Consider the following 24,494-nt stretch of genomic DNA (forward strand, 5'->3'; position numbering starts at 1 on the left):
CCCTTGTGGCTGCTTTTTTTGTCTTCTACTTGACGTTTACGGAAAGGTCAGCAAAATCATACCGGCAGTGCCCGAGCAGCTAGAAAGTTGCGGGTAAGACTTGATGCCGATCGGTCTAGGACCGGGGCACAATCGGTCGCAAACTCATCTCAATACAGCGATTCACCTCTAGAGACACCACCATGGCAACGCAAGCTGCAGGAGAGGGCGCAATCATCGAGCCGAAGAACGGGCTGTCATACGTGCGGGGTTCGACGGACGTGCCGCTTAGCGAATCGACGGTCGGTCAGTTTCTTGTCGATACCGCCCGACGCTTCCCCGAACGTCCCGCCGTGGTGTTTCGCGAGCAGCAGATTCGCTGGAGTTGGACGGAGTTTTTGCAAGAAGTCGACACCTTGGCGGCGGGATTGCTGGATCTGGGCATCGAGAAGGGCGATCGCGTCGGCATCTGGTCGCCGAACCGCGTCGAATGGCTGATGACGCAGTTCGCAACTGCGCGGATCGGCGCCGTTCTCGTCAATATCAATCCCGCTTATCGCCTTGCCGAGCTTGAATACGCGCTGAACAAGGTCGGCTGCAAAGCGATTATTTCGGCCGAGAAGTTCAAATCGTCGATGTACCTGCAGATGCTTCAGGAACTGGCGCCCGAACTGGCGACTGCAACTCCCGGAGACCTCCACGCCGCGCGCCTTCCGGACCTACGCATCGTGATTCGCATGTGCGATGCAGAGACGCCGGGCATGCTGACGTTTTCTGATGTCGTCGAGCGTGGCCGAATCGCCTACGATCCCGCGAAACTTGACGCAATCGGCGCAACGCTCAACGCCAATGACCCGATCAACATTCAGTTCACGAGTGGAACGACCGGGAATCCGAAGGGTGCGACGTTGACGCACCGGAACGTCGTGAACAATGCGCGCTATATCGCGATGGCAATGCGACTGACCGAGCAGGACTCGCTTTGCATTCCGGTGCCGCTTTATCACTGCTTCGGCATGGTGCTGGCGGTTCTGGCCTGCGTGTCGGTTGGGGCCGCGATGGTCTTCCCGGGCGAGGCATTCGAGCCCGGCGCAACGCTGGCCGCCGTCGCCGAGGAAAAATGCACGGCGCTCCACGGCGTGCCGACGATGTTCATCGCCGAACTCGACCACCCCGACTTCGCGACGTTCGATCTGTCGCGGCTGCGCACCGGCATCATGGCCGGCTCGCCTTGCCCGATCGAGACGATGAAACGCGTCGTTTCGCAGATGCATCTCGCTGAGATCACGATCGCTTACGGGATGACCGAGACGAGTCCGGTGTCATTCCAAAGCTCGACGACCGATCCGCTGGACAAACGGACGACGACGGTCGGACGCATTCAGCCGCACCTCGAGGTGAAAGTGGTCGATGCACTCGGCAACATCGCGCCTGTCGGCGAAACGGGCGAGCTATGCACTCGCGGCTATTCGGTGATGAAGGGCTACTGGGGCGACGAAGCGAAAACGCGCGAAAGCGTCGTCGACGGCTGGATGCACACCGGCGACCTCGCGACGATCGACGCCGAGGGTTACTGCAATATCGTCGGCCGTCTGAAGGACATGCTGATTCGTGGTGGCGAGAACATCTATCCGCGAGAGATCGAGGAGTTTCTTTTCAGGCACCCGAAGATTCAGAGCGCTCAGGTGTTCGGCGTGCCCGATGCGAAGTACGGCGAAGAAGTGTGCGCATGGATCGTCCTGCGCGCCGGCGAGCATCTCACGGCCGAAGAAGTGCAGGAATTCTGTCGCGGCCAGATCGCGCACTACAAGATTCCGAAATACATCCGCTTCGTCGATGAACTGCCGATGACCGTCACCGGCAAGGTCCAGAAGTTCGTGATGCGCGAACGGATGATCGGCGAACTTCATCTCAAGGAAGACAAGACGGCGTGACGGCGTATCGCCATTATCCGGAACGAGGACTCAACGCCGTGTGCAAACCACACGGCGTTTTGTTTTAGAGGGGAGATGCCGGTTCGCACACGGAGACGGACGCGCAAACGTTTGGCGAGAGAAAAAAAAAGCGGGCCTGGAGCCCGCTAAAAACCACACGCTACGGGGTTAGCGCGAGGAGACCATTGGAGGAACCGATCAACCGGCGCGATCGACGCCGATCACGACTCCAGCAGAGATGCCCCTGGTAAGAGAGCTTCGGCGCTTACGCCGACCAGCCGTCGAGTTGTCCGAAGACACTACTACCCGGCCGCATCCGTGCTGAACCCGTGAAAGGCATTGTGGGCGAATTACTTCGCTCGCGCGGTAACAAAGTGTTTCAGGTTGTAACGCCCGCCAGATAAGGCGCAGCGGGATTTATTGCGATAGCGAAGCGATTTAAGCGCAATTATTACCGATACCTTTTCAGCGCATTTTGTCTCGTTTCAGCGTCTCGTTCGAGGCGTATGTTGCATTGCGTCATGGCTGGCAAGCCCGCCAATGCAATGCATCACGTTGGAGTACAGAACTGTCGACCCGAATGTTCATACCGATCCGAACTGCGCCTGTTTGAAACCTGCGTTTGCCCGCGCGACCGAAGTAGTGCTGCAATGCGGAATTAACCGACCGTCCTGCCCGGACTTGTCGCGCGCCGGGCGAACCGCAAACATTGCGCATGACGGACAGAGGCAGCCTTTCGCCTCAATAGGTAAGTACGACTGCCCGGCCGTCACAAACTTGGCGTGCTTCGGCTTACTTCAGCCACTTGTCGGAAATGGCTTGATACTCGCCACTCTCGCGCGCGAGGTGCAGCCATTGGTCGACGTATTGCTGGAACACGACGTCGCCACGGGGCACCATCCAAGCCTTCTCCCCATACTGGAACGGCTTGTCCGGATGCACGGCGCACAGCCCGGGGTTGAGCTTCTGCTGCAGGAGCGTCTCGGACGCATCCGTCACCATCACGTCGGCCTTGCCGGCAAGAATCTGCTTGAAGATGGTCACGTTATCCGGATACACGGTCAGATTCGCGTGCTTGAAAAACTGACGCGCGAAGCGCTCGTTGGTGCCGCCCGGATTGAAAATCACGCGCGTGGACTGTTGATCGATCTGCGCGACCGTCTGGTACTTGCTGACGTCGTCGCAGCGCACGATAGGCGTCTTGCCGTCCACCTGGTACGCCTCCGTGAAGAACGCGCGCTTCTGGCGGTCCAGCGTGGTCGATACGCCGCCCACAGCCACGTCGCATTTCGCGACAAAGTCGTTCATCAGATTCGACCAAGACGTCTTTACGAATTCCGCCTTTACGCCGAGCGATTTGGCCAGCGATTCTGTCATGTCGATGTCGATGCCTTCGAACTGCCCGTCCTGCTTGTAGAACGAGTACGGCTTGTAGTCGCCCGTTGTGCAGGCCCGCAGCGTGCCGCGTGCCGTGATTTCGTCGAGGCGTGACGTTGAAGTTGCGGGGACGGATGCGGCACTTTGCGCATGGGCGGCGCCGGCGCAGCACATTGCAGCGGCGAGAAGCAGGGCGTTCTTCTTCATTGAATCTCCTCTATCGTTGTTTTTTGTGAATCAACGGAACGGATAATAGCCTGCGCAACTATCTGTGACCATCGGCAGGAAGGCATAGGACAAACAGCAATTGCGGGGACCATGCAGGTTGCCGCCGACGCTCAACGGTTAAAATGCCGCTTTGCCTTCAGTTGCAAGCGACGTGGCCCATAACCTTCTCAACGACACTTTTCTGCGCGCGCTGCTGCGTGAGCCGACCGACTACACGCCGATCTGGCTGATGCGCCAGGCGGGACGCTATCTGCCGGAATACAACGCGACGCGCAGCCGCGCAGGCAGTTTCCTCGGACTCGCGAAGAATCCCGACTACGCGACGGAAGTTACGTTGCAGCCGCTCGACCGCTATCCGCTAGACGCGGCGATTCTTTTCTCCGATATCCTGACCATCCCCGACGCGATGGGCCTCGGTCTCGATTTTCAGGTGGGCGAGGGTCCGAAATTCGCGCGCCCCGTGCGCACCGAGGACGACGTCGCGCGCCTCGCAGTGCCGGATATCGACAGCACACTGCGCTACGTCACCGACGCCGTGCGTCAGATCCGCACCGCGCTCACCGACGCGCAAGGCCGTCAGCGCGTGCCGCTGATCGGCTTTTCGGGCAGTCCGTGGACGCTCGCGTGCTACATGGTCGAAGGCGGTGGCTCGGACGACTTCAGAACCGTCAAGTCGATGCTCTACGCCCGTCCGGACCTGATGCACCGCATTCTCGACGTCAACGCGAAGGCGGTCGCCGCCTATCTGAACGCTCAGATCGAAGCGGGCGCACAGGCCGTGATGATCTTCGATACGTGGGGCGGCGCGCTCGCCGACGGCGTTTATCAACGCTTCTCGCTGCACTACATTCGGCAGGCGGTGAGCCAGTTGAAGCGCGAGCACGACGGCAACCGCGTGCCTGTGATCACCTTCACCAAAGGCGGCGGCCTGTGGCTCGAAGAGATTGCGGCGACGGGCGTCGATGCCGTCGGACTCGACTGGACGGTCAACCTTGGCAAGGCGCGAGAGCGCGTCGGCGGGAAGGTCGCGTTACAGGGCAACATCGATCCTTCCGTGCTGTTCGCCCCGCCGTCGACGATTCGCATCGAGGCGCGCGCGGTCCTCGACAGTTTCGGCGATCACCCCGGTCACGTCTTCAATCTGGGGCATGGCATTTCGCAATTCACGCCGCCGGAGCACGTCGCCGAACTGGTCGACGAAGTGCATCGGCACAGCCGCGCGATCCGTGCAGCGGGCGGCAATCAACCGGCATAAGGCGGGCCCATCGCAATGTGACGGTTTTGTTGCGATGCAGCGACGTATGCTCTCGGCCAAAGGGGAAATTAGCGTTCCAAAGGCCGTCCAATGGCGCTCTCGAGGTTGTCAAGACTTGACTTATGCACATTTGTCACGTTGCGCCGCAGTAGAGGGATTGATTGTCGCACTGGCCTCGAAAGATCCGCGGATTTCTGATCAATCCCTTGAGTGACAAGGCTTTGCGGATCTTAAGACAAATGTGCGCTATCCCACAGAGAGGCCCGCGTGGCGCGGTCTTCGGCGCATTCGGACCGAGTTCTCAACAAAGTTATCCACAGGCGGGGCGGACGAGGCGCAATTGTCGATGCAAATTCAAAACTTAGCGCCGAAATTGAAGTTTTACTTTAAGTGTGGCCTCGGGGGCTGTCAGCCTGTGAATAACCGTCCCGACGAACGGTGGCTATGCGGATCGACGATCTGACGGGCACCTACGTCCGCGTCGCGCTCGATCATCCGTTGCCGACGCTCTTCGACTACCGCTGTGACGCCGCGCTGTCGCCGGCGCCGGGGATGCTCGTCAGCGTGCCGTTCGGGAAGCGCCACGTAGTCGGGCTTATCGCCGAAGTGACCGCTCACAGTGAAGTGCCGCCCGACCGGCTGAAGTCGGTGGCCGGCGTGTGCGCCGCGTGTCCGCCGCTTTCCGGACACTGGCTGCGACTCGCGCAGTTCGCCGCCGATTACTACCAGCGCGGCATCGGCGAAGTCGCGCTGCCGGCGCTGCCGCAGGCGTTGCGCGACGCGGCGCGCTGGGCGCGGCTGCTGGCGCCTGAAGAACACTATCGTCTGCTGCCCGCTGGCCGCGCCGCGTTGCCGGATGCGTTGCCCGCCCGCGCAAGCGCGCTGCGCCGTCTCGCGGCCGCGTTGGCGGAAGCGGAGTCGCTGCCTGCCGCCGATGCCCGCGCGCTGCATCCGAAGGCCACCGCGACGCTCGAAGCGTGGCAAGCGGAAGGCTGGGTCGCGCTCGACGTGATCGATCCTGCCGCGCCGCTTCCTTCGCAGCATCACGCGCCGCAGAATTCGACACTGCCGACGCTCACCGACGAACAAACGGCCGCTGTCGAAGCCATCCGCGACGCGCAAGGCTTCGCGCCATTTCTGCTGCACGGCGTGACGGGCAGCGGCAAGACGGAGGTGTATCTGCGCGCGCTGGCGGCGCTGCTGGCGGCGAATCCGCAGGCACAGGCGCTCGTCCTCGTGCCGGAGATCAACCTCACGCCGCAGTTCGAAGCAGCCTTCCGCGCGCGCTTCGCGTCGATGGACGATACCGCGATCGTCACCTTGCACAGCGGCCTGGCCGAAGGCGAACGCGCCCGCAACTGGTTCGCCGCGCACACAGGGCGCGCGCGCATCGTGCTAGGCACGCGGCTCGCGGTGCTCGCGTCGCTGCCGCATCTGTCGATCATCGTTGTCGACGAAGAGCACGACCCCGCTTACAAGCAGCAGGAAGGCTTGCGCTATTCGGCGCGCGATCTCGCCGTCTGGCGCGCGAAGCAGCTCGGCGTGCCCGTCGTGCTGGGATCGGCGACGCCGTCGCTGGAAAGCTGGTGGCAGGTCGAGCAGGGGCGCTACAAGCGGCTGACGTTGTCGCGCCGCGCGGTCGCCGACGCGGCCTTGCCGAGCGTTCGGCTCATCGACCTCGAAGAAGAACGGCGGCGCGGACGCGCATCCGTCGAAGGCCTTTCCGGGCCGCTGATCGCGGCGCTGAAAACGCGGCTCGAACGCGGCGAGCAAAGCCTCGTGTTCCTGAACCGTCGCGGCTACGCGCCGCAACTCGCGTGCGACGCTTGCGGCTGGGTCGCGGGCTGTCCGCGCTGCAGTGCCTACGTCGTGCTGCACAAGCCCGAACGCGCGCTGCGCTGCCACCACTGCGGCTGGGAATCGCGTATTCCGCGCTCGTGCCCGGAATGCGGGAACGTGGATATCGCGCCGCTCGGGCGCGGCACGCAGCGCGTCGAAGAAGCGCTGACGAGCGCCGTGCCGGGCGCGCGTGTGCTGCGTATCGATGCCGACAGCACACGCCGCAAAGGCAGCGCCCAGGCGCTTTTTTCCGACGTTCATGCCGGGGAAGTCGATATCCTGGTCGGCACCCAGATGATCGCGAAGGGGCACGATTTCCGGCGCGTATCGCTGGTCGGCGTGTTGAACGCCGATACCGCGCTCTTTTCGCACGATTTCCGCGCGAGCGAACGGCTTTTCGCGCAACTGATGCAGGTGAGCGGCCGCGCGGGCCGCGCCGGATTACCGGGCGAAGTGCTCGTGCAGACGCGCTATGCGCGGCACGCGCTGTATCACGCGCTGGCTCGCCACGATTACATCGGCTTCGCCAATTCGACGCTTGCCGAGCGCCGCGACGCGCATCTGCCGCCATTCGTCTATCAGGCGATGCTGCGCGCCGAGGGCCGCACGCTCGACGCCTCGCTCACCTTCCTGCAACAGGCCGCAGGCGCGCTCGCCGACATTCCCGCCGCCGCCCGCGTGACCGTCTACGACGCCGTGCCGCTCACCATCGTCAAGGTGATGCATGTGCATCGCGCGCAATTGCTGGTCGAAAGTGCATCGCGCGCGGCGCTGCGGGCGACGTTGCGCGCATGGCAACCCGCGTTGCGCACGATCAAAGGCGTGCTGCGCTGGAGCATCGAAGTCGATCCGCTCGACATCTAGCCGGCCATTCGCCGCTCGCTTCTTGCGCGCATCTGCGCGCAAATCCCTTCAAGTCATATCGATAGAGCAAAAGGTCGTTTCGGTTCGCGTTTTCGCTCGACTATATTTCGCCGGATCGGCGCATGTTTCATAACAATCGATAACGCCTCGCGCCGCAACCTCTTCTACCGGGGCAATGCAATGAGCGATACGAAACACACCTTGCCGGCAGGCGCCCAGCCATCGCAACCCGCCCGCACGGCGCGCGGCGGCGGACTTTTCTCGACGGAGGACTGGTGGGCCGTGTGGGTCGGCCTGCTGGTGATCGTCGTCGCGTGGGCGCTGTTCGCGTCGGGCAGCAGCATCAAATGGCTCGCGACGGCGCCCGCGAAATGGTCGGACCTCGGCGCGGCCGGGAAAGACTTCGCGAAGCATCTGCCGAACTATGTCGCGCTGTTCATCGTGTTTGCCGCGCTGTTCGGTGTGAGCCTTTCCGCGGTCAGGCAACGGGTCGCGCACTTTTTGCCGTCGTTCGCGATTCTGTTCATCGCGTCGATCCTGATTTTCGAAGTGGGCGCGTGGGCCAATGCATCGAAGTACAACCTCGAACCGCCGCTCGTCGCGCTCGCGCTGGGACTGCTGATTTCGAACGTGTTCCGCCTGCCTGAGTGGTTCTCCGCGGGATTGCGCGTCGAGTTTTATATCAAGGTCGGCATCGTGCTGCTCGGCGCGACGCTGCCGTTCACGCTGCTCGTCTGGGCGGGCCCCGTCGCCGTCGGACAGGCGACGATCGTTTCGCTCGTCACGTTCTTTGTGATCTTCTTCGCCGCCAAGGCGTTCGGACTCGACAGACGTTTCGCCGCGGTGCTCGCCGTCGGCGGCGCGGTGTGCGGCGTATCGGCGTCGATCGCGATTGCGGGCGCAGTGCGCGCGAAGCGCGAGCATGCGTCGGTGGCGATCACGCTCGTGATCCTGTGGGCGATCGTGATGATCTTCGTGCTGCCGTTCGTGTCGCGCTCGCTCGGTCTATCGACGGCCGTTGCGGGCGCATGGATCGGCACCTCCGAATTCGCCGACGCGGCGGGCATCGCTGCCGCGCAAGCCTACGGCGACTTCGCGAAGCACGCGGGCAGCGCGATCGCGGGCGCGCCGGAGGCGTCGCTTCAGGCGTTCACGTTGATGAAGGTGGTGGGCCGCGACATCTGGATCGGCATCTGGGCCTTTCTGCTGGCGATCGTCGCGACGACGCGCTGGGAATCCGGCGAAAACGGCGTTGCGGCGAAAGCCGATGCGCGCGAGATCTGGGCGCGCTTCCCGAAGTTCGTGATCGGCTTTGTGATCGCGTCGGCGCTCGTTACGTGGATCGCGAGCCATTACTCGCTCGCCGACTATCGCAAGGTGGTCACGCCGGAGTTCGTCGCGCCGATCACCGCGCTGCGCACATGGGCGTTCATCTTCTGCTTCTTCAGCATCGGGCTGACGACCCGCATCCGTTCGCTCGCGGCGACGGGCGTGAAGCCGTTTATCGCGTTCACCGTCGGCGTGGCCGTCAATATCGCCATCGGCTACGCGCTGTCCGCGCACGTGTTCGCACCGTATTGGAATAGCTTGGGACAGCGCTCGTGAGCGCACCCGCCGTTCTCGACGACAACATCGGCGCGCAGCCCGGCGCGCGCCGGCCTTGCTGCGCGGATTGCCGGTTCCGTGCCGACGATCGGCATTCACTTGAGCAGAGCATTCCGGGTCTCGCTGTATTCGGTTCGGGATTCGGCGCGAGCGTCGCCGACAGCCGGCTGTGCGTCGTGCGCGATCGGCTCGTCGCGCCTCGCGACAGTTGCAGCCGGTTCTCGCCTCGTCACTGCTGATCTGTCGGGCGCGAGAACTTTCGGTCCGTCAAAGGCGCGCTCGCGTCATATGAGTCAACGCTTGAAAGACGCGCCGGCCGTCAGACCCGAAACGACTCCGGCTGCTTCGCGTCGCGCTCGCCGTCGTTCACTTCGACGGGCCGCAACTCGTTGCGCGACGGGCCCGTGGCGCCACGGATGAACAGCACCATGCACGACGCGAACATCATCCAGATCCCTGTTATCACGATCCACTTTTCCATTCCGGCCACCCTGTCTTAGCGAGACGTCGAACCCCGTACCGTGCGTCGCTGCGCACATGATGACCGGTATAACGGCGCGATTCGGCTTTCGATAAGGGTGTGTCGGGATAAAACCGATCCAGGGAAAACACCGAGCGCAACCGCGTGCATCGGAACGGTGCACTCCGACCGCAAACCCTTGTGCAGCAAGGCTCGCCGACGGGTGCAACCGATTCGTCGAACTGGTTGCACCTTTTTATTGAGAGGGGTACGATTCGCCCAACTTTTTAGTCTTTGGCCGGCGTCCGTCCGGCACATGAAGAAGGAAACATGGCGAGCACCACCCTTGGCGTCAAGGTCGACGACCTTTTGCGTACCCGGCTGAAAGATGCCGCCACGCGTCTCGAACGCACTCCGCACTGGCTGATCAAGCAGGCGATCTTCGCTTACCTCGAGAAGATCGAGCACGGTCAGCTGCCCGCCGAACTGTCGGGCCATCAGAACGCAACCGAGCTGGCCGACGGCGTCGCCGCCGATTCCGACGAGAGCGACGCATCGCATCCGTTCCTCGAATTCGCGCAGAGCGTGCAGCCGCAATCGGTGCTGCGTGCGGCGATCACGGCGGCTTACCGTCGTCCGGAGCCGGAGTGCGTGCCGTTCCTGATCGGCCAGGCGCGCCTGCCCGCGAACATCGCGAGCGACGTGCAGGCAATGGCGACGCGTCTCGTCGAAGCGCTGCGCGGCAAGCGTTCGGGCGGTGGCGTCGAAGGGCTGATCCACGAGTTCTCGCTGTCGAGCCAGGAAGGCGTCGCGCTGATGTGTCTCGCAGAAGCGCTGCTGCGCATTCCCGACCGCGCGACCCGCGACGCACTGATCCGCGACAAGATCAGCAAGGGCGACTGGCGCTCGCACGTCGGCCACGCGCCGTCGCTGTTCGTGAACGCGGCGACGTGGGGCCTGATGATCACCGGCAAGCTGGTGACGACGAATAGTGAAACGGGTCTGTCGTCGGCGTTGACGCGCATGATCGGCAAGGGCGGCGAGCCGCTGATCCGCAAGGGCGTCGACATGGCGATGCGCCTGATGGGCGAGCAGTTCGTCACGGGCGAGAACATCTCCGAAGCGCTCGCGAACAGCCGCAAGTTCGAAGCACGCGGTTTCCGCTATTCGTACGACATGCTCGGCGAAGCCGCAACGACGGAAGCCGACGCGCAGCGCTACTACGCGTCATACGAGCAGGCGATCCACGCGATCGGCAAGGCGGCGGGCGGCCGTGGCATCTACGAAGGTCCGGGCATTTCGATCAAGCTGTCGGCGCTGCATGCGCGCTACTCGCGCTCGCAGCATGAACGCACGATGAGCGAGTTGCTGCCGCGCGTGCGCGCGCTCGCGATCCTCGCGCGCCGCTACGACATCGGCCTGAACATCGACGCCGAAGAAGCGGACCGCCTCGAAATCTCGCTCGATCTGCTCGAAGCGCTGTGCTTCGATCCGGAACTGCAAGGCTGGAACGGCATCGGCTTCGTCGTGCAGGCGTATCAGAAGCGCTGCCCGTTCGTGATCGACTACATCGTCGATCTGGCGCGCCGCAGCCGTCACCGCATCATGGTGCGCCTCGTGAAGGGCGCGTACTGGGATACGGAAATCAAGCGCGCGCAAGTGGATGGCCTCGAAGGCTATCCCGTGTACACGCGCAAGATCTACACAGACGTGTCGTACCTCGCGTGCGCGAAGAAGCTGCTCGGCGCGCCCGATGCCGTCTATCCGCAGTTCGCGACGCACAACGCGCACACGCTCTCGGCGATCTATCACCTCGCGGGCGGCAACTACTATCCTGGCCAGTACGAGTTCCAGTGCCTGCATGGCATGGGCGAGCCGCTGTACGAAGAAGTCACGGGCCGCGACAAGCTGAACCGTCCGTGCCGCGTGTATGCGCCCGTCGGCACGCACGAAACGCTGCTCGCGTATCTCGTGCGCCGTCTCCTGGAGAACGGTGCGAACACATCGTTCGTGAACCGCATCGCTGACGAGAGCGTGCCCATCAAGGACCTCGTCGCCGATCCTATCGAAGAAGCGTCGAAGATCATGCCGCTCGGCGCGCCGCACGCGAAGATTCCGCTGCCGCGCAATCTGTATGGCGCGGAGCGCAGCAATTCGATGGGCCTCGATCTGTCGAACGAGCATCGTCTCGCGTCGCTGTCCTCGGCCTTGCTGGCAAGCGCGAATCATCCGTGGCGCGCTGCGCCGATGCTCGAAGACAATGAGATCGCCGTCGGCAATGCACGCGACGTGCGCAATCCGTCGGATCACCGCGACGTCGTCGGCACGGTTGTCGAAGCGACGCCGGAGCATGTGAGCGCCGCGCTCGCGCATGCAGTCGCCGCTGCGCCGATCTGGCAGGCGACGCCCGTCGAAGCGCGCGCCGATTGCCTCACGCGTGCCGCCGATCTGCTCGAAGCGCAGATGCACACGTTGATGGGCCTCGTCGTGCGCGAAGCGGGCAAGTCGCTGCCGAACGCGGTCGCTGAAATCCGCGAAGCAATCGACTTCCTGCGCTACTACTCGGCGCAGATTCGCGACGAGTTCTCTAACGATACGCATCGTCCGCTCGGTCCCGTCGTGTGTATCAGCCCGTGGAACTTCCCGCTTGCGATCTTCATGGGCCAGGTGGCCGCCGCGCTCGCGGCGGGCAACACGGTGCTCGCGAAGCCCGCTGAACAGACGCCGCTGATCGCCGCGCAAGCCGTGCGCATTCTGCGCGAAGCGGGCGTGCCCGCAGGCGCGGTGCAGCTGCTGCCGGGCGACGGCGAAACGGTCGGCGCTGCTCTGGTGGCCGACGCGCGCACGCGTGCGGTGATGTTCACCGGCTCGACGGAAGTCGCGCGCCTCATCAACAAGACGCTGTCGAACCGCCTCGATCCGGAAGGCAAGCCGATTCCGCTGATCGCCGAAACGGGCGGCCAGAACGCGATGATCGTCGATTCGTCGGCGCTCGCAGAACAGGTCGTCGCGGACGTGCTGCAATCGTCGTTCGATTCGGCCGGTCAACGTTGTTCGGCACTGCGCGTTCTCTGTTTGCAGGACGACGTCGCGGACCGCACGCTCGAAATGCTGACGGGCGCGATGAAGGAACTGGCTGTCGGCAATCCGGACCGTCTGTCGATCGACGTCGGTCCCGTGATCGACGCCGAAGCGAAGCGCGGTATCGATGCGCACATCGCTGCGATGCGCGAGAAGGGCCGCAAGGTCACGCAGCTGCCGGCGCCGGACGGCTGCGCGGCCGGTACGTTCGTGCCGCCGACGCTGATCGAGCTCGATAGCATCGACGAACTGAAGCGCGAAGTGTTCGGTCCGGTGCTGCATGTCGTGCGTTATCGCCGCAGCGCGCTGGACAAGCTGCTCGAACAGATCCGCACGACGGGTTATGGACTGACGCTCGGCATCCACACGCGTATCGACGAAACGATCGCGCATGTGATCAGCCGCGCGCACGTGGGCAACATCTACGTGAACCGCAACGTGATCGGCGCAGTCGTGGGCGTGCAGCCGTTCGGCGGCGAAGGGCTGTCGGGCACGGGTCCGAAGGCGGGCGGCGCGCTGTATCTGCAGCGTCTGCTCGCGACGCGTCCGGCGGGTCTGCCGAAGTCGCTCGCGCAGACGCTGATCGTGGATGCCTCGCAAGGCGCGCAGAATGCTGCATCGAGCGGCGCATCGAATGGTGCAGCCGACGGCGCGACAAGCGATAATCCAGCCGCTGCGCTGACGGCGCTGCGCGACTGGCTGATCGCGGAACGCGAGCCGGTGCTCGCCGCGCGTTGCGACGGCTACCTCGCGCACATTCCGGCGGGCGCGACGGCCGTGCTGTCCGGTCCGACGGGCGAGCGCAACACGTACACGCTCGGCGCGCGCGGCGCGGTGCTGTGCGTTGCGTCGACGGCAAGCGGCGCACGCGTGCAGTTCGCGGCGGCGCTTGCGACGGGCAACAAGGCACTGTTCGAAGGCGCGGCGGGCGAGCAACTGTATGCTGCGCTCCCCGCCACGCTGAAGCAGTACGCGAGCGTGAAGAAGAACGCGGAAGCATCGTTCGATGCCGTGCTCTTCGAAGGCGACAGCGACGAGCTGCTGACGCTCGTGAAGGATGTCGCGAAGCGCGCAGGGCCGATCGTCTCGGTGCAGGGCGTCGCGGCGCGCGCGCTCGAGAGCGGCGATGAGGATTACGCGCTCGAACGTCTGTTGACGGAACGTTCGGTCAGCGTGAATACGGCAGCAGCAGGCGGTAATGCGAATTTGATGACGATCGGCTGAGCGAACCTCGTTTGATCGATTCAAAAAAATGGCGCGAGACGGCGACCCCGATCACCGCGCCGTCCACACCTGGTACCAAGGAGAAGATATGCAAAACACGATGAAAAAGCTGGCAGGCGCGACGCTGTTCGCGACCATGTCGCTGGCGGGGACTGCGCACGCTCAGCAGGTCGAAGACGTGAAAATCGGCTTCGCCGGCCCGATGACGGGCGCACAGGCGCACTACGGCAAGGACTTCCAGAACGGCATCACGCTCGCAGTCGAAGACATGAACGCGACGAAGCCGATGATCGGTGGCAAGCAGGTTCGCTTCGTGCTCGACGCAGCCGACGACCAGGCTGACCCGCGCACGGGCACGACGGTCGCGCAGAAGCTGGTCGACGACGGCATCAAGGGCATGCTCGGCCACTTCAACTCGGGCACGACGATCCCGGCATCGCGCATCTACGCGAACGCGGGCATTCCGCAGATCGCGATGGCGACGGCTCCGGAATACACGCAGCAAGGCTTCAAGACGACGTTCCGCATGATGACTTCGGACACGCAGCAAGGCTCCGTCGCGGGCACGTTCGCTGTGAAGAGCCTGGGCATGAAGAAGATTGCGATCGTCGACGACCGCACGGCTTACGGCCAGGGTCTCGCCGACCAGTTCGAGAAGGCAGCGAAGGCTGCGGGCGGAACGATCATCGACCGTGAATTCACGAACGACAAGGCCGTCGACTTCAAGTCGATCCTGACGAAGCTGAAGTCGGTCCAGCCGGATCTGATCTACTACGGCGGCGCCGATTCGCAGGCCGCGCCGATGGTCAAGCAGATGAAGACGCTGGGCATCAAGGCTCCGCTGATGGGCGGCGAAATGGTGCACACACCGACGTTCCTGCAAGTCGCAGGCGATGCGGCTAACGGCACGGTGGCTTCGCTGGCGGGTCTGCCGCTGGAAGAAATGCCGGGCGGCAAGGACTATGTCGCGAAGTACAAGAAGCGCTTCGGTGAAGACGTTCAGACGTACTCGCCGTACGCGTACGACGGCGCAATGGCAATGTTCGACGCAATGAAGAAGGCGAACTCGACCGATCCGGCCAAGTACCTGCCGATCCTCGCGAAGACGAACATGCCTGCTGTGACGACGAAGGATCTGGCCTACGACACGAAGGGCGATCTGAAGAACGGCGGCATCACGCTGTACAAGGTCGTCGACGGCAAGTGGACGACGCTGCAAAGCGTGGGCGGCAAGTAATTGCCGTTAAGGCGTGTGGCGCCTGGCGGTTGTTGCTGGCTGAGCGTCGCAGCCTGATCGATTGACGAAAAAAAGCCTCGCAGAGTTTTTGCTCTGCGAGGCTTTTGTTTTTATGCCGCGTATGTCGCGCATGTCGCGTATTCCGCCGGCAGTGCGCGCTTGTACGCGCCTGTCTCACTCCCCGCGCAGCTTTCTACCCTGCGCGCGAATCTGCTCGAGCGTCGCGCCTGGCGTGCTCGCTTCCTGCGGCAGGCGGATTTCGATGACGGCCGGCTTCTTCGATTCTTGCGCGCGCTTGAACGCGGGCATGAAGTCTTGCGTTCGCTCGACCGTTTCGCCGTGCGCGCCGAACGACTTCGCGAATGCGGCGAAGTCCGGATTCGTGAGGCCCGTTCCGTGGACGCGGTTCGGATAGTGCCGCTCCTGATGCATCCGGATCGTGCCGTAGTGGCTGTTGTTCACCACGATGAAGATCACGGGCAGCGCGTACTGTATCGCCGTCGCAAGCTCGGACGACGACATCATGAAGCAGCCGTCGCCTGCGAACGCAACGACTGTTCTGTCCGGATACATCGACTTCGCGGCGATCGCAGCGGGAACGCCATAGCCCATCGCGCCGCTTGTCGGTGCAAGCTGCGAACGGAAATGACGGTACGCGAAATGCCGGTGCAGCCACGTCGCGTAGTTGCCCGCGCCGTTGGTCAGGATCGCGTCCTTAGGCAGATGCTCGCGCAGTTGCTGCATGATCTCGCCAAGCTGAACGTCGCCGGGGATCGCGCGCGGCTTGCGCCATTCGAGGTACGCGTCGTGCGCCTCTTTTGCCGTGCCTTCCCAGGCCAGCTTCGCCGATGGCTTGAGCGCCGCGAGCATCGATGCGATCTCCGGCATGCCGGAGACGATCGGGAGATCGGCGGCATACACGCGGCCCAGTTCTTCCGCGCCCTGATGAACGTGGATCAGCGTCTGCTTCGTCTTCGGAATGTCGAGCAGCGTATAGCCGCCCGTCGTTGCTTCGCCGAGGCGCGGGCCGAGTGCGAGCAGCACGTCCGCATCCTCGATGCGCTTCGCGAGCGCGGGATTGATGCCGAGACCCACATCGCCCGCATAGTTCGCGTGCTCGTTGTCGAGCGTGTCCTGAAAGCGGAATGCGAGGCCGATGGGCAGTTGCCAGTTTTCGACGAACGTGCGCAAGTCATCGCACGCTTGCGGCGTCCAACCACTGCCGCCAGCGATGACCACCGGCTTCTTTGCGCCTTCGAGCAAACCGCGCAGACGCTCGATCTGTTGCGGCGCCGGCGCAGCAGCCACGCGCTGATACGCGGGCGCGCCCGGCATCGCGGCGCATGCTTCGCTCAGCACGTCTTCAGGCAGCGACAGCACGACGGGACCGGGCCGGCCCGATGTCGCCGTATGGAATGCGTGGCTCATGTACTCGGGAATGCGGCGCGGGTCGTCGATTTGCGCAACCCACTTCGCCATCTGCCCGAACATGCGTCGATAGTCGATTTCCTGAAACGCCTCGCGATCGAGATGCTCGCGTGCGCATTGGCCGATCAGCAGGATCATCGGCGTGGAGTCCTGAAACGCCGTGTGCACGCCGATCGATGCGTGCGTCGCGCCCGGGCCGCGCGTGACGATCGCCACGCCGGGACGGCCCGTCAGTTTGCCGACGGCTTCAGCCATGTTGGCCGCCGCTGCCTCGTGACGGCACACGACCGTCTGAATTCGCGAGGTCTCGTCGTGCAGCGAATCGAGCACCGCCAGAAAACTTTCGCCGGGAACGCAGAACACGCGCTCGACGCCATGCGTCAACAGCGCGTCGACGATGAGCCGCGCGCCGGTCGTCATAGATGAAGCATCGGAAGACAGCGACATTGCGAAGACACCTCCAGTCAGAAGAGCTTCGACAGCTTACGCCGAGACTCGCGCCGATGTCATTCGTAAAAGCGGCATCAACATGCGATCAACATTCGATGATATTCACCGCGAGCCCGCCGCGCGAAGTCTCCTTGTACTTCGTCTTCATGTCGGCGCCCGTTTCGCGCATCGTCTTGATGACGGAGTCGAGCGACACGTAGTGGCTGCCGTCGCCGCGCAACGCCATGCGCGCCGCGTTCACCGCTTTCACGGAAGCCATTGCGTTGCGCTCGATGCACGGAATCTGCACCATGCCGCCGACGGGATCGCACGTGAGGCCCAGATTGTGCTCCATGCCGATTTCGGCGGCATTCTCAACTTGCAGCGGCGTGCCGCCCATCACGGCCGCGAGCGCGCCCGCCGCCATCGAGCACGCGACGCCCACTTCACCCTGGCAGCCCACTTCCGCGCCGGAGATCGACGCGTTCAGCTTGTACAGAATGCCGATGGCGGCCGCCGTCATCAGGAAGTCGAACACGCCTTGCTGGTTCGCGTTCGGCATGAAGCGCGTGTAGTAGTGCAGCACGGCCGGGATGATGCCCGCCGCGCCGTTGGTCGGCGCCGTGACCACCCGTCCGCCCGCTGCGTTCTCTTCGTTCACGGCGATCGCGTACAGGTTGATCCAGTCGACCATCGAAAGCGGGTCCTGCAATGCGCGTTCCGGATTGCCCGTCAGCGCGCGATACAGTTGCGGCGCGCGGCGCTTCACCTGGAACGGGCCGGGCAGGTTGCCGTTCGCGTCCGGGTTGTTGATGCCGCAGCCGCGCGCGACACACGATTGCATCACGTCCCAGATCTTCAGCAGGCCTGCGCGCGTCTCTTCTTCCGTGTGCCATGCGCACTCGTTTTCCCACATCAGCTGCGCAATGCTCTTGCCCGTCGCCTTGCACATTTCGAGCAGTTCCGTGCCCGTGTGGAACGGATGCGGCAACTGATCGACGGCCGACAGCACCTTCGTGTTCGCCGCGCCCGCCGTCACGACGAAGCCGCCGCCCACCGACAGATACGTCGATTCGCGCAGCGTCTCGCCGTTCGCATCGAAGGCGCGCAGCTTGAGGCCGTTCGGATGTTCCGGCAGCGCCTGCCGGTAGAACGAGATGTGCTCCTTCTGCACGAACGGAATGTCGTGCTTGCCGAGCAGCGCCAGCGTGCGCGACGTGCGAACGTGTTCGAGACGCGCGGCGATCGTATCGGGATCGACGGTATCGGGCGCATCGCCGAGCAGGCCGAGCATCACGCCGCGATCGGTGCCGTGGCCCTTGCCCGTTGCGCCGAGCGAACCGTACAAGTCCACTTTCACCGATGCCGTGTTGTCGAGCAGCCCATCGCGCTCGAGCCCTTGCGCGAACATCAGCGCTGCACGCATGGGACCGACCGTGTGCGAACTCGACGGACCGATGCCGATTTTGAAGAGATCGAAAACGCTGACTGCCATGACTGCTCCTGCTAGCAAGAATTTCGTTTGTGCTGCACTGCGTGGGTAACGCGGCAGCAGAATGTGCCGAATTCGGCGACCAATACGCGACGCGTGATCAACGCGCCGGCAACGGCAGACACACGGCGAGCCACGCGGGCGGCGTCGGTGCCAGTTTCAGCGCGACGGGCGTGTAGCGTCCGTCGAGCCGCGCGGCGAGGTGATACAGCTCGGCCGCATTCTTCGGGTCCCACTGTCCGCTGTAGCCGGGTATGCCGGCTTCGCGGCGCTTTGCATCGAACGGTACGCTCGAATGCACGAATTCGTCATGTGTCTTCGCGCCGCTCGCGTAAGGCGTGAGCCAGTTCAACGCGGCGGCGAGCGTCGCGCCGCCCGGCGCGCGCTCGTTGAGCCAGTTGCGGTTGTGGCGGCGCGCCGCGAGCGCGGCCGTCACGAGCGGCTGAAGATCGTAGGTCACGTAGTGCAGTGCATCGCGTTCGCCGAAATCGACGGTCATGCCGTCGGGTGCGATGTTGTCGTTGATGTGCTCGACATACAGACGCTGCGCCGCGTCGATCATCTTGCGGTTGTCGAGCGTGAACGCCGCCATCGCTATCAGTTTGACCCGATGACTCTGCCAGTTGTTTCGGAACGTGCCCGTCAGCGGACGCTTTTGCGCGTCGATCTGCGCGATGTAGCCGTTGGCGAGTTTCGTGAGGAAAGCCATCGTCGCGTTGCGCGTCTTGACGGGCAGCGCGCTCGCCGTCATGTCGTACGCGAGGATCAGCCCTTCGAGCGGCGTTTCGTCGATGGGATTGAACGACGGCTCATAGGTCGTCACCCATGCATACAGCAGACGGTCGACGAGCTTCAGATAGCGGTCGTCGCTGGTTGCGCGCCATGCGAGCGCGGCGTCGCGCAGCAAGTCGAGATCTTTCTCCGCGTCCTTGCTCTGATCGTAGATGCCTTCGTGCGGCAGCGTGCCTTCCGTATGCAATTGACGCACCGCGTGCGCGGGCTCGGTCAGGTGCGCCTGAACGTTGCTGACCAGTGCCCTGACGCCCGGATCGGCGTTGGTGCGCTCGCTGGTTTGCAGCGCGGGCGCGGCGCACAGGTTCATCGCGGCATGTGCGCTTTGCGCGCAGAACGCGGCGACCATCATCAACAGCGCCGCAAGCGGCGAGGGGGAAAAGCGTTGTTGCGGCGCACGCGTACGATGTGTCCGGAATTGCATCATTCGCACCTGTCGCACCATGCGAAACTCCTTTGGGCTGAGTCGGTGTGTGATGGTAACGGTTTGACGCGCCAAGCAACAGGACAATGGACAGAACCGCGCGACACGCTTCGACGCGACGCGCGGTTCACATTACTTCAACATATCGATGCGCTGAATGCGGCCTTATTCGTAGTCCGCCATCGGCACGCACGAGCAGAACAGATTGCGGTCGCCATACGCGTTGTCCGCGCGGCCGACGGGCGGCCAGTACTTCTTCGCGACGAGCGTGGGCAGCGGATACGCCGCCGTCTCGCGTGCATAACCATGTGCCCACTCGTTCGCGACGACGACAGCCGCCGTGTGCGGCGCGTGCTTCAGCGGATTGTCTTCGCGATCGCTGCGGCCTTCTTCGACAGCGCGGATTTCATTGCGAATCGCAATCATCGCCTCGATGAAGCGGTCAAGCTCTTCCTTCGATTCCGATTCGGTCGGCTCGACCATCAGCGTGCCCGGCACCGGGAAGCTCATCGTCGGCGCGTGGAAGCCATAGTCCATCAGACGCTTCGCGACGTCGTCGACGCTGATGCCGCTCGTTTCCTTGATGGGGCGCAGATCGAGAATGCACTCGTGCGCGACCAGTCCGCCCGGGCCCGAGTACAGCACCGGATAATGCGGCGCGAGCTTCTTCGCGACGTAGTTCGCGTTGAGGATCGCGGCTTCCGTCGCGGCCGTCAGGTTCTTCGCGCCCATCATCGCGATGTACATCCACGAGATCGGCAGGATCGACGCCGAGCCATACGGCGCAGCGGAGACCGCGCCGATCCCGTTCGCGTCGCGCTCGTAGCCCGTCGACGTCTGGTTCGGCAGAAACTTCGCCAGATGCGCGCCGACAGCAACAGGACCGACGCCCGGTCCGCCGCCGCCGTGCGGAATGCAGAACGTCTTGTGCAGGTTCAGGTGCGAGACGTCGCCGCCGAACTGGCCCGGCGCAGTGAGGCCGACCATCGCGTTCATGTTCGCGCCATCGACATACACCTGGCCGCCGTGCGCATGCACGATCTCGCAGATATCGCGGACGTTCTGTTCAAAGACGCCGTGCGTCGACGGATACGTGATCATGATCGCCGCGAGTTTCTCGGCGTGCTGCGCGGCCTTCTTCTTGAGGTCTTCGATATCGACGTTGCCTTGCGCATCGCACGCGACGACGACGACCTGCATGCCCGCCATATGCGCGGACGCCGGGTTCGTGCCGTGCGCCGAAGCGGGAATCAGACAGACGTCGCGATGACCTTCGCCGCGCGACTCGTGATACGCGTGGATGATCAGCAGGCCCGCGTACTCGCCTTGCGAGCCCGCATTCGGTTGCAGCGACACGGCCGCGTAGCCGGTGGCCGCGACCAGCATCTGTTCGAGCTGATCGATCATTTCGCGGTAGCCGACCGTTTGCTGGGCGGGCGCGAACGGATGGATCTGACCGAACTCGGGCCACGTGACGGGCAGCATTTCCGACGTGGCGTTGAGCTTCATCGTGCACGAGCCGAGCGGAATCATCGAGCGGTCGAGCGCGAGGTCCTTGTCCGCGAGGCTGCGCAGATAGCGCAGCATTTCCGTTTCCGAATGATGACGGTTGAACACGTGATGCGTGAGGTACGCGCTTTCGCGTTCGAGCGTCGCGGGGAACGTGTTCGATTGGCCGAGCTTCGCGTCGAGTTCATCGATTTGCGGCACGTCGCTGACAAACGCGGCTTGCGCGAATGCGGCGAGCAGATCGGCGAGATCGGCGCGCGTCGTGGTTTCGTCGATCGAAATGCCGACACGCGTGTCGCTCACGTGGCGCAGATTGATGCGCTTGGCTGTCGCTGCGTCGTGCAGCGCCTGCGTGCGCGTGCCCGTTTCGAACGTCAGCGTGTCGAAGAACGACTCGTTGACGAGCGTGTAGCCGAGCTGCTTCGCGCCTGCCGCGAGCAGCGCGGCGATGCGGTTCACGCGCTGCGCGATCGTCTTCAGGCCGCGCGGGCCGTGATAGACCGCGTACATGCTGGCCATGATCGCGAGCAGCGCTTGCGCGGTGCACACGTTCGACGTCGCCTTTTCGCGGCGGATGTGCTGTTCGCGCGTTTGTAGCGCGAGACGCAGCGCGGGGTTGCCCTGCGCATCGACGGTGACGCCGACGAGACGCCCCGGCATCTGACGCTTGAACTCGTCGCGCACGGCGAGATACGCAGCGTGCGGACCGCCGAAGCCGACGGGTACGCCGAAGCGCTGCGAGTTGCCGACGGCCACGTCCGCGCCCCATTCGCCTGGCGGCGTGAGGATCGTCAACGCGAGCAGATCGGCGGCGGCGACCACGTGGCCGCCCGCTGCGTGGATCGCGTCGGCGAGCGCGCGATAGTCGAGCACGTCGCCGTCGACGCCCGGGTATTGCAGCAGCACGCCGAACGCATTCGCGCTGGCGGCATCGGCGGCCGGACCGACCTTCACTTCGATGCCGACGGGCTTCGCACGCGTCTTGATGACTTCGATGGTCTGTGGCAGCACGTCGTCTGCCACGTAGAAAATGTTCGACTTCGGCTTGCCGACGCGTTGCAGCAGCGTCATCGCTTCGGCGGCGGCCGTCGCTTCGTCGAGCAGCGAAGCGTTCGAGATCGAGAGACCCGTCAGGTCGACGATCATCTGCTGGAAGTTCAGCAGCGCTTCGAGACGGCCCTGCGAAATTTCCGGCTGATACGGCGTATAGGCCGTGTACCACGCTGGATTTTCGAGCACGTTGCGCAGGATGACGGCGGGCGTGTGCGTGTTGTAGTAGCCCTGGCCGATGTACGAGCGGAACACCTGGTTCTTGTCCGCGAGTTCGCGCAGCGCGGCGAGCGCTTCGGCTTCGCTCTTCGGCTGGGCGAAGGGGCCGAGCGGCAGCGCGTCCTGGCGGCGGATCGTCTTCGGAATCACCGCGTCCATCAACGCGGCGCGCGATGCGAACCCGAGGGCTTCGAGCATCGACTGCTGATCGGCCGCATCGGGGCCGATATGCCGCTCAGCGAAGGCGTCGTGCACTTCGAGCGCGGCGAGCGAGAGGGGAGTGCGGTTCATCAGATGATCCGGGTGTTCGAGCTTCATTGAATGTTCCTGCCGGCGCGGCGCTCGCCAGTCGTGAACGCCGCGCCTGTCGTGGGTAGATGACTTATTCGCCGATCGACTTGCCGTATGCGGCGGCGTCCATCAGCTTGTCCTGCGATGCGTCCGCAGCCGGCTTGATCTTGAACAGCCAGTTGTCATACGGCGCGCCGTTCACGGCATCGGGCGTATCGGTGACGTTCGTGTTCGCCTCGATGATCTCGCCCGAGACGGGCGCGTAGATATCGGAAGCGGCCTTCACCGATTCGATGACGGCGACGGTATCGCCTGCCGAGACAGTTTGGCCCAGTTGCTGCACTTCGAAGAAGACGATGTCGCCGAGCGCTTCCTGCGCGTGGTCGGTGATGCCGACCGTCAGCGTGCCGTCCGCTTCGGTGCGGACCCATTCGTGCGATTCGGTGTATTTCAGATCGGCCGGGATGCTCATCGGATGCTCCTAAAACGGTTTGATTCGGTTGACTTGATGGATGGGACGCACGCGACGCTTTAGTGTCTGTCTGGTGACTGTCTCGTGACGCTCATCGCGAGCTCGGTAACGATCAGCTCACGAGCACTTTGCCGTTGCGCACGAATGGCAGTTTAACCACGCTGGCAGGAAGTGCCTTGTCACGTACCTGCACGTGTACGACGTCGCCCGGCTGCACGCCTGTCGGCACGCGCGCAAAGGCGATCGATTCCTGCATGGTCGGCGAGAACGTGCCGCTCGTGATTTCGCCTTCGCCGCGCGGCGTGACGACCTTTTGATGCGCGCGCAGCACGCCCGCCGCCTTGCCGTTGTCCTTGTGCAGGATCAGGCCGACGAACGCCGACTTCGAGCCGTCCGCTTCGAGCTTCGCGCGGCCGATGAAATCGCGCGGCGCGGACAGGTCGACGGTCCATGCGAGACCGGCGTCGAGCGGCGACACGTTGTCGTCCATGTCCTGGCCGTACAGATTCATGCCTGCTTCGAGGCGCAGCGTGTCGCGCGCGCCGAGGCCAGCAGGACGCACGCCTTGTGCCTGCAGCGCGTTCCACAGCGCTTCGACGTGAGTGGCGGGGACGATGATTTCGAAGCCGTCTTCGCCCGTGTAGCCGGTGCGCGCGACGGTCAGCTCGCCGAACGGCGTATCGGCGACGCGCGCCGCATTGAACGGCTTGAGGCCTTCGCTGGCGGCGCGGGTGGCGGGCGCCGTCGCCCAGACTTTTTCGCGCGCGTTCGGGCCCTGCACGGCGACGATCGCGTAGTCGCGGCGCGGCTCGATCGTGAGGCCGAAGCCTTCCGAGTCGTTGAGCTTGCTGAACCACGCGACGTCTTTTTCGGCCGTGCCGGCGTTCACGACGACGCGGAAATGGTCTTCTGAAAAGTAGTAGACGATCAGATCGTCGATCACGCCGCCTTGCGGATTCAGCAGACAGGAGTAGAGCGCCTTGCCCGGCGCTTGCAGCTTGCCGACGTTGTTGGCCAGCGCGCGCTCGAAGAACGCGCGCACGCGTTCGCCGGTTAAATCGACGACGCACATGTGGGACACGTCGAACATGCCGGCGTCGGTGCGCACGGCGCGATGCTCTTCGATCTGCGAGCCGTAGTTTACAGGCATGTCCCAGCCGCCGAAGTCGACCATACGGGCATTCAGCGCGCGGTGCGTGGCGTGGAGCGGGGTGTGTTTGAGTTCGGTCATCGGGGCCTCGGGCGTCGCTAAAACAGGAAAGGCCATGCGGCGAAACCCCTCGCGGCCTGATCCGACTGTGGCCC

Annotated in this window: 15 protein-coding genes; 7 read left to right on the forward strand and 8 right to left on the reverse strand. The window is 63.9% G+C overall.

The genetic code is table 11. The features are described 5' to 3' along the window. Positions 1-182: 182 nt before the first annotated feature. Positions 183-1,913, forward strand: coding sequence for an AMP-binding protein (locus VSR68_RS13725; RefSeq protein ID WP_342940364.1), 1,731 nt, complete (start codon positions 183-185; stop codon positions 1,911-1,913). A gap of 792 nt (positions 1,914-2,705) precedes the next feature. Here VSR68_RS13725 and VSR68_RS13730 read toward each other — a convergent pair. Beyond that, on the reverse strand, positions 2,706-3,497 hold the full coding sequence (locus VSR68_RS13730) for a transporter substrate-binding domain-containing protein (RefSeq protein ID WP_342940365.1): 792 nt from the start codon (positions 3,495-3,497) through the stop codon (positions 2,706-2,708). A gap of 172 nt (positions 3,498-3,669) precedes the next feature. On the opposite strand from VSR68_RS13730, the gene hemE reads away from it, so the two are divergent. The 4 genes from hemE to VSR68_RS13750 all read left to right on the forward strand — a co-directional run bounded on the left by hemE (position 3,670) and on the right by VSR68_RS13750 (position 9,320). Continuing rightward, positions 3,670-4,773: a uroporphyrinogen decarboxylase gene (gene hemE / locus VSR68_RS13735; RefSeq protein ID WP_342940366.1), complete on the forward strand. Its 1,104-nt coding sequence runs from the start codon at positions 3,670-3,672 to the stop codon at positions 4,771-4,773. A 444-nt stretch (positions 4,774-5,217) separates the two neighbouring features. Then, the gene (locus VSR68_RS13740; RefSeq protein WP_342940367.1) at positions 5,218-7,476 is read left to right on the forward strand and encodes a primosomal protein N'; all 2,259 of its coding nucleotides are present in this window, start codon (positions 5,218-5,220) and stop codon (positions 7,474-7,476) included. Positions 7,477-7,656: 180 nt separating this feature from the next. Next, positions 7,657-9,081, forward strand: coding sequence for a YeiH family protein (locus VSR68_RS13745; RefSeq protein WP_342940368.1), 1,425 nt, complete (start codon positions 7,657-7,659; stop codon positions 9,079-9,081). Further along, positions 9,078-9,320: a hypothetical protein gene (locus VSR68_RS13750; protein ID WP_342940369.1), complete on the forward strand. Its 243-nt coding sequence runs from the start codon at positions 9,078-9,080 to the stop codon at positions 9,318-9,320. The genes VSR68_RS13745 and VSR68_RS13750 overlap by 4 nt, the downstream gene beginning before the upstream one ends. A gap of 80 nt (positions 9,321-9,400) precedes the next feature. On the opposite strand, the gene VSR68_RS13755 is transcribed toward VSR68_RS13750, so the two are convergent. Further along, entirely contained in the window at positions 9,401-9,562 is a 162-nt protein-coding gene (locus VSR68_RS13755; RefSeq protein ID WP_342940370.1) for a hypothetical protein, read from the reverse strand. Positions 9,563-9,871: 309 nt separating this feature from the next. Between VSR68_RS13755 and putA the strand changes: the two genes are divergently transcribed. Further along, positions 9,872-13,846, forward strand: a complete 3,975-nt coding sequence (gene putA, locus VSR68_RS13760; RefSeq protein ID WP_342940371.1) for a trifunctional transcriptional regulator/proline dehydrogenase/L-glutamate gamma-semialdehyde dehydrogenase — start codon at positions 9,872-9,874, stop codon at positions 13,844-13,846. Positions 13,847-13,934: 88 nt separating this feature from the next. Continuing rightward, positions 13,935-15,083, forward strand: a complete 1,149-nt coding sequence (locus VSR68_RS13765) for a branched-chain amino acid ABC transporter substrate-binding protein (protein ID WP_342940372.1) — start codon at positions 13,935-13,937, stop codon at positions 15,081-15,083. Positions 15,084-15,257: 174 nt separating this feature from the next. Here the strand turns inward: VSR68_RS13765 and VSR68_RS13770 are convergent, their stop codons facing one another. The 6 genes from VSR68_RS13770 to gcvT all read right to left on the reverse strand — a co-directional run bounded on the left by VSR68_RS13770 (position 15,258) and on the right by gcvT (position 24,420). Further along, positions 15,258-16,958: a thiamine pyrophosphate-binding protein gene (locus VSR68_RS13770; protein WP_342940373.1), complete on the reverse strand. Its 1,701-nt coding sequence runs from the start codon at positions 16,956-16,958 to the stop codon at positions 15,258-15,260. An 88-nt stretch (positions 16,959-17,046) separates the two neighbouring features. Then, positions 17,047-18,435 (reverse strand): L-serine ammonia-lyase, encoded by a 1,389-nt coding sequence (locus tag VSR68_RS13775; RefSeq protein ID WP_342940374.1) that lies wholly within the window; start codon positions 18,433-18,435, stop codon positions 17,047-17,049. Positions 18,436-18,532: 97 nt separating this feature from the next. Beyond that, complete coding sequence (locus VSR68_RS13780) at positions 18,533-19,576, reverse strand: alginate lyase family protein (protein WP_428983507.1); 1,044 nt, start codon at positions 19,574-19,576, stop codon at positions 18,533-18,535. 237 nt (positions 19,577-19,813) lie between these two features. Continuing rightward, on the reverse strand, positions 19,814-22,744 hold the full coding sequence (gcvP, locus tag VSR68_RS13785) for an aminomethyl-transferring glycine dehydrogenase (RefSeq protein WP_342940376.1): 2,931 nt from the start codon (positions 22,742-22,744) through the stop codon (positions 19,814-19,816). Positions 22,745-22,808: 64 nt separating this feature from the next. Further along, complete coding sequence (gene gcvH, locus VSR68_RS13790; RefSeq protein WP_342940377.1) at positions 22,809-23,189, reverse strand: glycine cleavage system protein GcvH; 381 nt, start codon at positions 23,187-23,189, stop codon at positions 22,809-22,811. Positions 23,190-23,301: 112 nt separating this feature from the next. Beyond that, positions 23,302-24,420, reverse strand: coding sequence for a glycine cleavage system aminomethyltransferase GcvT (gene gcvT / locus VSR68_RS13795; protein WP_342940378.1), 1,119 nt, complete (start codon positions 24,418-24,420; stop codon positions 23,302-23,304). Between the last annotated feature and the right edge of the window lie 74 nt (positions 24,421-24,494).

Origin of the sequence: Paraburkholderia phymatum (genome assembly GCF_038900715.1) — a bacterium.
Classification (GTDB): domain Bacteria; phylum Pseudomonadota; class Gammaproteobacteria; order Burkholderiales; family Burkholderiaceae; genus Paraburkholderia; species Paraburkholderia phymatum_A.